This window comes from Flavobacterium luteum (genome assembly GCF_008806775.1).
GTDB classification, from domain to species: Bacteria; Bacteroidota; Bacteroidia; order Flavobacteriales; family Flavobacteriaceae; genus Flavobacterium; species Flavobacterium luteum.
The window spans coordinates 671625-684108 of record NZ_WAEM01000001.1 but is presented as its reverse complement, the minus strand read 5'-3'; the positions used below and the strand labels follow the sequence as shown (position 1 = coordinate 684108).

At 30.8% G+C, this 12484-nt stretch carries 7 protein-coding genes; 5 read left to right on the top strand and 2 right to left on the bottom strand.

Going from position 1 to position 12484, the window contains the following annotated elements:
* Positions 1-10 precede the first annotated feature (10 nt).
* Positions 11-2047 carry a T9SS type A sorting domain-containing protein gene (locus F6464_RS03035; RefSeq protein ID WP_151106265.1) on the top strand — a complete coding sequence of 679 codons (2037 nt, stop codon included), beginning with the start codon at positions 11-13 and terminating at the stop codon, positions 2045-2047.
* Between the two features lie 157 nt (positions 2048-2204).
* Here F6464_RS03035 and F6464_RS14460 read toward each other — a convergent pair whose 3' ends face one another.
* Positions 2205-2354 (bottom strand): hypothetical protein, encoded by a 150-nt coding sequence (locus tag F6464_RS14460; RefSeq protein WP_191963314.1) that lies wholly within the window; start codon positions 2352-2354, stop codon positions 2205-2207.
* A gap of 510 nt (positions 2355-2864) precedes the next feature.
* Here F6464_RS14460 and F6464_RS03030 point away from each other — a divergent pair.
* From F6464_RS03030 to F6464_RS03020, 3 genes are read left to right on the top strand one after another with little or no spacing between them, the layout of a single operon-like run.
* Positions 2865-5042, top strand: coding sequence for a T9SS type A sorting domain-containing protein (locus tag F6464_RS03030; RefSeq protein WP_151106264.1), 2178 nt, complete (start codon positions 2865-2867; stop codon positions 5040-5042).
* Positions 5043-5052: 10 nt separating this feature from the next.
* Positions 5053-7089, top strand: a complete 2037-nt coding sequence (locus tag F6464_RS03025) for a DUF7619 domain-containing protein (protein WP_151106263.1) — start codon at positions 5053-5055, stop codon at positions 7087-7089.
* A gap of 11 nt (positions 7090-7100) precedes the next feature.
* Entirely contained in the window at positions 7101-9272 is a 2172-nt protein-coding gene (locus tag F6464_RS03020; RefSeq protein WP_151106262.1) for a T9SS type A sorting domain-containing protein, read from the top strand.
* A 157-nt stretch (positions 9273-9429) separates the two neighbouring features.
* Here the strand turns inward: F6464_RS03020 and F6464_RS14455 are convergent, their stop codons facing one another.
* Entirely contained in the window at positions 9430-9579 is a 150-nt protein-coding gene (locus F6464_RS14455) for a hypothetical protein (RefSeq protein ID WP_191963314.1), read from the bottom strand.
* A 552-nt stretch (positions 9580-10131) separates the two neighbouring features.
* On the opposite strand from F6464_RS14455, the gene F6464_RS03015 reads away from it, so the two are divergent.
* Positions 10132-12483 (top strand): DUF7619 domain-containing protein, encoded by a 2352-nt coding sequence (locus F6464_RS03015; protein WP_151106261.1) that lies wholly within the window; start codon positions 10132-10134, stop codon positions 12481-12483.
* Position 12484 lies beyond the last annotated feature (1 nt).

Genomic DNA, 12484 nt, shown 5'->3' with positions numbered 1-12484 from the left:
AAAAAATTAAATGAAAAAGATATACCATTTACTTATTGGTTTTTGTTTTTTTGGAAGTGTTCATTCACAGATTGTGAATATTCCAGATAATAATTTTAAGACGAAATTATTGGAATCTAGTTCAAGTAACCAAATAGCCAAAGATTTATCTGGAAATTTTTTTAAAATTGATGCTAACAATGATGGAGAGATTCAGGTTAGTGAAGCTCAAAATGTAAATTATTTGCAAGTTGAAGATTTATATAGAGGAATTTATATTTCATCATTAGTAGGGATATCAAGTTTTATTAATTTAGAATGGTTATCTTGTGGTATAAATAAACTCACTTCATTAGATGTAACAAATTTAGAAAAACTAACCTTTTTATTATGTCAAAATAATCAACTCACTTCATTAGATGTTAGACCTTTAGTAAATCTTAAATATCTAGATTGTTCAAATAATCAACTCACTTCATTAGATATAACTAATAAAATAAATCTTGAATATTTGGATTGCCGTAATAATAATTTAACAAAATTGTTGATTAAAAACACAAAGTTAAATGTAAATTTTTATTTTGATCAAAATGAAAATTTACAATACATCTGTGCAGATGAGAAACAGCTAGTAAACGTTCAAAGTTTAATTTCCAAATATGGTTATACCAATTGTCATGTCAATACCTATTGCTCATTTGTACCAGGAGGAGAATTTTTCACCATACAAGGAAATTCAAAATTGAATAACAACAATAATGGCTGCGAGTTTACAGATATTAACTATCCTAATTTAAAATTTTCAATTACTGACGGAACTAATACTGGTAATTTTATTTCTAATTCATCAGCTAATTATTCTATTCCTGTTCAAGCAGGAACTCATTCTATAACCCCAATTCTAGAAAACTCCAATTATTTTTCAATATCTCCGACCTCAATAAATGTTACTTTTCCCACACAAACGAGTCCGTTTACGCAAAATTTTTGTATCACTCCAAATGGGAATCATCAAGACTTAGAGATTACCCTTTTACCTATAAATCGAGCAAGACCAGGATTTGATTCATATTATAAAATCATTTATAAAAACAAAGGCAATCAAACACAATCAGGTTCCGTAAAACTTACTTTCGATGATGCTGTTTTAGATTTGGTTGCTGCTAATCCTGTTTTTACTAGCCAAAGTATTGATAATTTAAATTGGGCTTATATTGATTTAAAACCTTTTGAAACCAGAGTAATAGAAGTCACTTTAAATGTCAACTCTCCTATGGAAATTCCAGCAGTAAACATAGACGATCGTTTGAGTTTCACTGCTTTAATTAATCCGGTTACTGACGACGAACAACCTGTTGATAATTCATTCGCATTGCGACAATTAGTTGTGGGTTCGTATGACCCCAATGACAAAACGTGTTTAGAAGGTTCAACCATTCCGCCAAGCGCTGTGGGTAAATATGTGCATTACATCATTCGTTTTGAAAACAAAGGAACTGCCGAGGCAGAGAATGTTGTGATAAAAGACCTAATCGATACCGATAAATTTGATATTAGTTCATTAGTAGTTACTGAAGGAAGTCATCCTTTTGTAACTAAAATTTCAGACACGAACAAAGTAGAATTTATCTTCGAAAAAATCAATTTACCTTTTGAGGATGCAACTAACGACGGTTATGTAGCTTTTAAAATCAAAACAAAACCAAGTTTGGTATTGGGAGATTCATTTAGCAATACGGCAAGTATTTATTTTGATTACAATTTTCCAATAATTACCAACACCGCTACAACTTCTGTTTTACAAAGTTTAGGAGTGCAAGATTTCGAGTTTTCAAGTTATTTTAAGGTATATCCAAATCCTGCAAAGCAAGTTCTGAATATTGATTTCAAAAAACAAATAGAGCTTTCCTCCATTAGCATTTTCAATACATTAGGACAACAAATAGTGGTAATTCCGAATGCGCAACAAACCAAACAAGTAGATGTTTCGAGCTTGAAAACAGGAAATTATTTTATAAAAGTAACTTCTGATAAAGGAAGTGCAAGTGGTAAGTTTGTGAAGGAGTAATTCAACTACAGAATTATTTAAAAGCTTTACTTTAGTAAGGCTTTTTTTTATTCAAAACGAGAACAGCATCTCTTGTACTTTTTTGTCATTACATCTACTGATATAGGTTAGTTGGGTTACTCTTTGTTGATAGGAATTTTGGGTAAGTTTTGCAATTTTATCCAACAATGGTATATAAGCCAGCCATGGGCAAATATTGATGTATTTCTTCCTGCGTCCATTTGATAACGATGTCTTTTAATTTTTGATCTACAGGAAAATTAAGGAATCCTTGTGAGAAATTAATAGCTTTATATTCGTTTGCCATTTGCGAAATAGTAGTAAAGATACTAGTGCATATTTGGGAGTTTAGACATCAATCAGGTTTTTTTAAAGTTTAAATTAAAGTTTTTTTATAAAACTACTAGTTAATTTTGGATAGCGACCTGTCTGCCGATAGTTAAGTAAAACGGATTCGTTTTGTAGCAACACTGTTTGATACTGATTTAGAGTTTTTAAATCTGTTTTTGTTCGCATTTAGCGATGACAATTAATTTGCAAGCGATTTTTTATTTAACAACTTTTCCCATGAATACTGCTCTGAACGCCAACTTTGACGTCTGGAACGTAAAGTTTTACGTCAGAAACGCAAAGTTTTACGTCAAGGACGTGAAATTTTACGTACTACAACCCCAAATTTTACGTCAAGGACGTAAAGTTTTACGTTATTGGCATGAAAGGATTATGTTTTGATTGATGGTGTTGGTCAAGATTTTTTAATAAGAAAGCAACAAATTACTTTCTTAATTTTTATACATTTACGCTTTAAACTATTTTTATGAGAAAATTTTACTTTTTACTATTGGGTTTATTTTTGTTAAGTGCAGTAAAGGCACAGATTTTAACCATTCCTGATGCGAATTTTAAGGCGAAGTTGTTGAGTGCTAATTCTAGTAACGAAATTGCAAAAAATTTGCAAGGGAATTTCACTATGATTGATACCAATCAGGATGGAGAAATCCAAGTGGATGAAGCTTTAGAAATTAGTTTTCTCAGACTAGGGAATTTAATAGATGCAGAAGATTTGTTTAAGATTTCTTCATTAGAAGGAATTTCATATTTTACTAATTTAGAATTTTTAAATGTCACAGGTAACAAACTTACTTCAATAGACATAAATGCTTTAGTTAAGCTTAAAATTTTCGATTGTCAAAGCAATCGACTTGCATCATTAGATTTAAGTAATTTAACTAATCTAGAATATCTGGATTGTGGGAATAATAATATTACTTCATTAGATGTTAAATCTTTGGTAAAACTTAAATCATTAAATTTTTATAATAATGAAATTACCTCAATTGACCTGAGTACTTTAGTAAATCTAGAATATATGGAAATTGGATATAATAAATATACATCTTTAGATCTTACTAATTTATCAAACCTTAAAGAAGTATTATGTCAAGGCAATGATTTTTTAACTTCTATATTTATGAAAAACGGTTCAAAAGAAAAAACTAGTTTAGGATTTTGGGATAATTTAAATCTTAGATACATTTGTGCTGATGAGAATAATATTTACGATATCCAAAATATGATAAATGATTATGGATATACTAATTGTAGTGTAAGTAGTTATTGTTCTTTTGTGCCTGGCGGTACTTTTTATACAATTAAAGGGAATAATACTTTAGATATAAATTCTAATGGATGTGATACAAATGACGGGATTTACCCGAAAATGAAATATTCAATAACTAATGGTGTAAATTCGGGAAGTTTTATTTCAAATTCAATTGGTAATTATTCTATTCCAGTTCTAGAAGGAACACATACTATAACACCAATTTTTGAAAACCCAAGTTACTTTAACGCTTCACCTGCAAGTACAATGGTAACTTTTCCCACACAAACGAGTCCTTTTATCCAAGATTTTTGTATTACTCCAAACGGGATATATCCCGATTTAGAAGTTACTATTTTACCAATTTTAAGAGCAAGACCAGGATTTGATGCTTCTTATAAAATTATATACAAAAACAAAGGAACTATTACGCAATCAGGTTCGGTAAAACTAACTTTCGATGATGCTGTTTTAGATGTAGTTGCTGCTAATCCTGTTTTTACAAGCCAAAGTACAGATAATTTATCTTGGGAGTATACCAATTTAAAACCTTTTGAAACCAGAGTAATAGAAGTCACTTTAAATGTAAACTCTCCTATGGAAATTCCAGCATTAAACATAGACGATCGTTTGAGTTTCACTGCTTTAATTAATCCAGTTACTGGCGACGAACAACCTGTTGATAATTCGTTTGCTTTGCGTCAATTGGTGGTGGGTTCTTATGACCCCAATGACAAAACGTGTTTAGAAGGTTCAACCATTGCGCCAAGTGCAGTTGGTAAATATGTACATTACATGATTCGTTTTGAAAACAAAGGAACCGCTGAGGCAGAGAATGTGGTGATAAAAGACCTGATTGATACCGGTAAATTCGATATCAGTTCATTAGTTGTTACTGAAGGAAGTCATCCTTTTGTAACCAAAATTTCTGACACGAACAAAGTAGAGTTCATCTTCGAAAAAATCAATTTGCCTTTTGAAGATGCTACTAACGATGGTTATGTGGCTTTTAAAATTAAAACAAAACCGAGTTTAGTTCTTGGAGATTCATTTAGTAATACGGCTAGCATTTATTTTGATTATAATTTCCCTATTATTACCAATACGGCTACAACTTCAGTGTTGCAAAGTTTAGGAACAAATGATTTTGAGTTTTCAACATTCTTTAACCTATATCCAAATCCTGCAAAACAACTATTGAATATTGATGTCAAGAAACAAATAGAATTATCCTCAATCAGTATTTTCAATACATTAGGGCAACAAATAGTGGTAATTCCGAATGCGCAACAAACCAAACAAGTAGATGTTTCCAATTTAAAAACAGGAAATTATTTTATAAAAGTAACTTCAAATAAAGGAAGTTCAAGCGGGAAGTTTATAAAAGATTAAAAAAAATTAAATGAAAAAGATATACACTTTACTTATTGGTTTTTGTTTTTTTGGAAGTGTTCATTCACAGATTGTGAATATTCCAGATAATAATTTTAAGACGAAATTATTGGAATCTAGTTCAAGTAACCAAATAGCCAAAGATTTATCTGGAAATTTTTTTAAAATTGATGCTAACAATGATGGAGAGATTCAGGTTAGTGAAGCTCAAAATGTAAATTATTTGCAAGTTGAAGATTTATATAGAGGAATTTATATTTCATCATTAGTAGGAATATCAAGTTTTATTAATTTAGAATGGTTACATTGTGGTATAAATAAACTCACTTCATTAGATGTAACAACTTTAGAAAAACTAACCTTTTTATTATGTCAAAATAATCAACTCACTTCATTAGATGTTAGACCTCTAGTAAATCTTAAATATCTAGATTGTTCAAATAATCAACTCACTTCATTAGATATAACTAATAAAATAAATCTTGAATATTTGGATTGCCGTAATAATAATTTAACAAAATTGTTGATTAAAAACACAAAGTTAAATGTAAATTTTTATTTTGATCAAAATGAAAATTTACAATACATCTGTGCAGATGAGAAACAGCTAGTAAACGTTCAAAGTTTAATTTCCAAATATGGTTATACCAATTGTCATGTCAATACCTATTGCTCATTTGTACCAGGAGGAGAATTTTTCACCATACAAGGAAATTCAAAATTGAATAATAACAATAATGGCTGCGAGGTTACAGATATTAACTATCCTAATTTAAAATTTTCTATTACTGACGGAACTAATACTGGTAATTTTATTTCTAATTCATCAGCTAATTATTCTATTCCTGTTCAAGCAGGAACTCATACTATAACCCCAATTCTAGAAAACTCCAATTATTTTTCAATATCTCCAGCCTCAATAAATGTAACTTTTCCAACACAAACGAGTCCTTTTATCCAAGACTTTTGCATTACGCCAAATGGTATTCATCCCGATGTAGACGTTACTATTCTACCAATTTTAAGAGCAAGACCAGGTTTTGATGCATCCTATAAAATAATATACAAAAACAAGGGCAATCAAACACAGTCAGGTTCGGTAAAACTTACTTTTGATGATTCGGTTTTAGATTTGGTTAGTGCAAATCCTGTTTTTAATAGCCAAAGTATCGATAATTTATCGTGGGATTATACCGATTTGAAACCTTTTGAAACCAGAGCAATAGCAGTTACTTTGAATGTCAATTCTCCTATGGAAACTCCAGCGGTAAATATAGACGACCGTTTGAGTTTTACAGCCTTAATAAATCCAGTTAGTGGTGATGAGCAACCTGTTGATAATTCATTCGCATTGCGACAATTAGTTGTGGGTTCGTATGACCCCAATGACAAAACGTGTTTAGAAGGTTCAACCATTGTGCCAAGTGCAGTTGGTAAATATGTACATTACATGATTCGTTTTGAAAACAAAGGAACCGCTGAGGCAGAGAATGTGGTGATAAAAGACCTGATTGATACCGGTAAATTCGATATCAGTTCATTAGTAGTTACCGAAGGAAGTCATTCTTTTGTGACCAAAATCTCTGACACCAATAAAGTAGAGTTTATCTTCGAAAAAATCAATTTGCCTTTTGAAGATGCTACTAACGATGGTTATGTCGCTTTTAAAATTAAAACAAAACCAAGTTTAGTTCTAGGAGATTCATTCAGTAATACGGCTAGTATTTATTTCGATTATAATTTTCCAATAATTACCAATACGGCTACTACTTCTGTGCTGCAAAGTTTAGGAACACAAGATTTTGAGTTTGATTCTTATTTTAATGTATATCCAAATCCTGCAAAACAAGTACTGAATATTAATGTGAAGAAACAAATAGAGTTATCCTCCATTAGTATATTCAATACAATAGGACAACAAATTCTGGTAATCCCTAATGCTCAAATGACAAAACAAGTAGATGTTTCGAGTTTACAAACTGGAAATTATTTTATAAAAGTGACTTCTAATAAAGGAAGTGCTAGTGCGAAGTTTGTAAAAAACTAAAAAAAAATTAAATGAAAAAAATATACTTTTTACTTATAGGTTTTAGTTTTTTAGGAAGCGTGCATGCACAGATTGTTAATATTCCTGATGCGAATTTTAAGGCGGCGTTGTTGAAGGCAAATCCAAACACACGAGATATCTACGATCAACCCATTTATATTGATTCCAATAATGATGGAGAAATTCAGTTAAGTGAAGCACAAGAAGTTTTTACGTTGAATGTTTCCAATTCAAATATTTCATCACTTGAAGGCTTATCTAGTTTTACCAATTTAGGTTCTTTAGGTTGTGATGGAAATAAACTCACCACACTAGATTTAAAAGGACTATCAAAACTCTTCGGTTTAAATTGTTCTTATAATAAACTTGTTTCTATTGATAATACGCAAGATAGTCCAATTCTTAATTGGATATATTGTAATAATAATAATTTGACATTTATAGATCTGGTCCCGTTAATTAATCTTAAGAATCTCATTTGTTACAATAATAAATTGACCTCGCTAAATATTTGCACCTTAAATAAATTAGGAGAATTAAGGTGTAATAATAATCAACTAACTTCATTAGACTTGTGCAATAAAGATTTGATTTCGTTATCATGTCAAAATAACAATCTGAGTAGTTTGAATATTAAAAATGCCACGATTGCTTATTTAACAATTACTGATTTTTCAGGAAATGAAAATTTACAGTATATCTGTGCAAACGAAAGCCAGTTTGCTGATATCGAGTATAAAATTTATCAATATGGTTATACTAATTGTCATGTTAATTCTTATTGTTCTTTCGTGCCAGGGGGTGCTTTTTTTACAATAGAAGGCAACAGTAAATATGATGAGAATATAAATGGATGTGATTCAGCCGATAGTATTTATCCAGACATGAAATTCTCTTTTTCAAACGGAATTGACTTAGGAAATTTGATTTCGAATGCAACAGGATATTACTCTGTTTCGATTTCTTTAGGTAATTTAAAACTAGGATATAATAAGACATATAAGATGTCACCAATAATTGAAAATCCTAGCTATTTTTCTGTTTATCCAACAATCGTAGAAGTTACGAATCCAATTAAGAATAGTATAGTAACGCAAGATTTTTGTGTTACAGCAAATGGGAATCATCAAGATTTAGAGGTTGCAATTTTACCTATAGATCGTGCCAGACCAGGATTTGATGCATCGTATAAAATCATTTATAAAAACAAAGGAACTATTACGCAATCAGGTTCAGTAAAACTAACTTTTGATGATGCTGTTTTAGATTTAGTTGCTGCTAATCCTGTTTTTACTAGCCAAAGTATTGATAATTTATCTTGGGATTATATCGATTTAAAACCTTTTGAAACCAGAGTAATAGAAGTCACTTTAAATGTCAACTCTCCTATGGAAATTCCAGCAGTAAACAACGACGATCGTTTGAGTTTTACAGCCTTAATAAATCCAGTTACTGACGACGAACAACCTGTTGATAATTCGTTTGCTTTGCGTCAACTAGTAGTTGGTTCTTATGACCCTAATGATAAAACCTGTTTAGAAGGAACAACAATACCACCAAGTACCGTTGGTAAATATGTACATTATATGATTCGTTTTGAAAACAAAGGAACCGCCGAGGCGGAAAATGTTGTGATAAAAGACCTAATCGATACCGATAAATTTGATATTAGCTCGTTAGTAGTTACCGAAGGAAGTCACCCTTTTGTAACCAAAATTTCTGACACGAACAAAGTAGAGTTCATCTTCGAAAAAATCAATTTGCCTTTTGAAGATGCTACTAACGATGGTTATTTGGCTTTTAAAATCAAAACAAAACCAAGTTTGGTATTGGGAGATTCATTCAGCAATACGGCAAGCATTTATTTTGATTATAATTTTCCTATTATTACCAATACGGCTACAACTGCAGTGTTGCAAAGTTTAGGAACAAATGATTTTGAGTTTTCAACATTCTTTAACCTATATCCAAATCCTGCAAAACAACTATTGAATATTGATGTTAAGAAAAACATTGCGGTTTCTTCAATTAGTATTTTCAATACATTAGGGCAACAAATAGTGGTAATCCCAAATGCACAGCAAACAAAACAAGTGGATGTTTCCAATTTAAAAACAGGGAATTATTTTATAAAAGTGACTTCCAATAAAGGAAGTGCAAGCGGAAAGTTTGTGAAGGAGTAATTCAACTACAGAATTATTTAAAAGCTTTACTTTAGTAAGGCTTTTTTTTATTCAAAACGAGAACAGCATCTCTTGTACTTTTTTGTCATTACATCTACTGATATAGGTTAGTTGGGTTACTCTTTGTTGATAGGAATTTTGGGTAAGTTTTGCAATTTTATCCAACAATGGTATATAAGCCAGCCATGGGCAAATATTGATGTATTTCTTCCTGCGTCCATTTGATAACGATGTCTTTTAATTTTTGATCTACAGGAAAATTAAGGAATCCTTGTGAGAAATTAATAGCTTTATATTCGTTTGCCATTTGCGAAATAGTAGTAAAGATACTAGTGCATATTTGGGAGTTTAGACATCAATCAGGTTTTTTTAAAGTTTAAATTAAAGTTTTTTTATAAAACTACCAGTTAATTTTGGATAGCGACCTGTCTGCCGATAGTTAAGTAAAACGGATTCGTTTTGTAGCAACACTGTTTGATACTGATTTAGAGTTTTTAAATCTGTTTTTGTTCGCATTTAGCGATGACAATTAATTTGCAAGCGATTTTTTATTTAACAACTTTTCCCATGAATACTGCTCTGAACGCCAACTTTGACGTCTGGAACGTAAAGTTTTACGTCAGAAACGTAAAGTTTTACGTCAAGGACGTGAAATTTTACGTACTACAACCCCAAATTTTACGTCAGGGACGTCAAGTTTTACGTCAGCGATGCCAAATTTTACGTCAAGGACGTAAAGTTTTACGTTATTGGCATGAAAGGATTATGTTTTGATTGATGGTGTTGGTCAAGATTTTTTAATAAGAAAGCAACAAATTACTTTCTTAATTTTTATACATTTACGCTTTAAACTATTTTTATGAGAAAGTTTTACTTTTTACTATTGGGTTTGTTTTTGTTAAGTGGAGTAAAGGCACAGATTATTAACTTTACAGACGCTAATTTTAAAACTAGATTGATTCAAGCTTATTCAAAAGATTCATCAGGATATTCTTTTAAAATTGACGCAAATAATAACGGAGAGATTGAGGTAGCTGAAGCTTTGGAAGTGAAAGAAATTTTTTGGTCAACAGAAGCAAATTACGTTTCACCAATTAATAATTTAGGAGGTATTGAGTATTTTACTAATTTAGAAAAGCTCATTCTTCAGTCAAGTTATCCAAATTTAACCGCTATTAATTTCGATGGTTTGACTAAACTCAAAGATATTTCGTTAGTTGGTACGTCAATAAGTTCACTGGATTTAAGTCCATTAATTAATTTAGAAACTTTTGGATATTCTAACGGTCCACTAACTTCCTTAACTATACAAGGATTGACAAAACTTAATAGAATTGGTTGTTATTCTCGTAATCTTACTGAGTTGAATGTTATTGATTTACCCAGTTTAACTAATTTGAGTTGTTTTGATAATAAGCTTAATTCCTTAAATATAACTAATTGTCCTAATATAAGCGTATTGCTTTGTTATAATAATAAACTCACCAATTTAGATTTGTCAGGATTAAATCGTTTGGACATATTATATTGTTATAATAATCAAATAACATCATTAAATTTAGATTTAATTCACCCATCTTATTTGGACGTTAGAAATAATTTACTTTTATCTCTGGATTTAAGTCATTATAGAGGCTATTTTAATCTGAATTGCTCTGACAATCCACTTTTAAAATCACTCAATTTAAAAAATGGATGGAAAAATCAGGAAAATTATACAACTTTTTCAAATTGCCCTAGTTTACTTTATATATGTGACGATGAAATTGATTTATTTATGATAGGACGAAAATTTTTAGAGTATGGTTATACAAATTGTCATGTAAACACTTATTGTTCATTTACCCCTAATGGTACATACTATACTATTAAAGGAAACAACAAATTTGATATCAATGGAAATGGTTGTGATTTCTCAGATATTTTTTTACCAAATTTAGAGTTTAATGTTTTTGGAAGTACTAGTACTGGAAATCTAGTTTCAAATGCTACTGGAAATTACAGCTTGCCAGTTGGAGAAGGAACGCACACTATAACTCCAGTTTTAGAAAACCCATCCTATTTTACAGTTTCACCAACTAATACAGTTGTAACTTTTCCAACTCAAACGAGTCCGTTTACGCAAGATTTTTGTGTTACAGCAAATGGGAATCATCAAGATTTAGAAGTTACAATTTTACCAATAGTTCGAGCTAGACCAGGTTTTAATGCTTCGTATAAAATCATTTACAGAAACAAAGGAACTATTACGCAATCAGGTTCGGTAAAACTTACTTTTGATGATTCGGTTTTAGATTTGGTTAGTGCAAATCCTGTTTTTAATAGCCAAAGTATCGATAATTTATCGTGGGATTATACCAATTTAAAACCTTTTGAGACCAGAGCAATAGAAGTGACTTTGAATGTCAATTCTCCTATGGAAATTCCTGCAGTAAACATAGATGATCGTTTGAGTTTTACAGCTTTAATTAATCCAGTTAGTGGTGATGAGCAACCTGTTGATAATTCGTTTGCTTTGCGTCAATTGGTGGTGGGTTCTTATGACCCAAATGATAAAACCTGTTTAGAAGGAACAACCATTCCTCCAAGCGCTGTGGGTAAATATGTGCATTACTTGATTCGTTTTGAAAACAAAGGCACTGCTGAGGCTGAGAATGTAGTGATAAAAGACCTAATCGATACCGATAAATTTGATATTAGTTCATTAGTAGTTACTGAAGGAAGTCATCCTTTTGTAACTAAAATCTCTAATACCAACAAAGTAGAGTTTATCTTTGAGAAAATCAATTTGCCTTTTGAGGATGCTACTAACGATGGTTATGTTGCTTTTAAAATCAAAACTTTACCAAGTTTGGTATTGGGAGATTCATTTAGCAACACGGCAAGTATTTATTTTGATTACAATTTTCCAATAATCACCAATACCGCTACAACTTCAGTGTTGCAAAGTTTAGGAAAACAAGATTTTGAGTTTTCGAGTTATTTTAAGGTGTATCCAAATCCTGCAAAAGCTATTTTGAATATTGAAGCAAAAAAACAAATTGAGCTTTCATCAATAAATATCTTCAATACATTAGGGCAACAAATAGTGGTAATTCCGAATGCGCAACAAACCAAACAAGTAGATGTTTCGAGTTTACAAAGTGGAAATTATTTTATAAAAGTAACTTCTAATAAAGGAAGTGCTAGTGCGAAGTTTGTGAAGGAGTAAA

Bases quoted from the DNA above. Each gene is read 5' to 3' on its own strand.
- F6464_RS03035 (WP_151106265.1), top strand. From the start codon at position 11: ATGAAAAAGATATACCATTTACTTATTGGTTTTTGTTTTTTTGGAAGT.
- F6464_RS14460 (WP_191963314.1), bottom strand. From the start codon at position 2,354: ATGGCAAACGAATATAAAGCTATTAATTTCTCACAAGGATTCCTTAAT.
- F6464_RS03030 (WP_151106264.1), top strand. From the start codon at position 2,865: ATGAGAAAATTTTACTTTTTACTATTGGGTTTATTTTTGTTAAGTGCA.
- F6464_RS03025 (WP_151106263.1), top strand. From the start codon at position 5,053: ATGAAAAAGATATACACTTTACTTATTGGTTTTTGTTTTTTTGGAAGT.
- F6464_RS03020 (WP_151106262.1), top strand. From the start codon at position 7,101: ATGAAAAAAATATACTTTTTACTTATAGGTTTTAGTTTTTTAGGAAGC.
- F6464_RS14455 (WP_191963314.1), bottom strand. From the start codon at position 9,579: ATGGCAAACGAATATAAAGCTATTAATTTCTCACAAGGATTCCTTAAT.
- F6464_RS03015 (WP_151106261.1), top strand. From the start codon at position 10,132: ATGAGAAAGTTTTACTTTTTACTATTGGGTTTGTTTTTGTTAAGTGGA.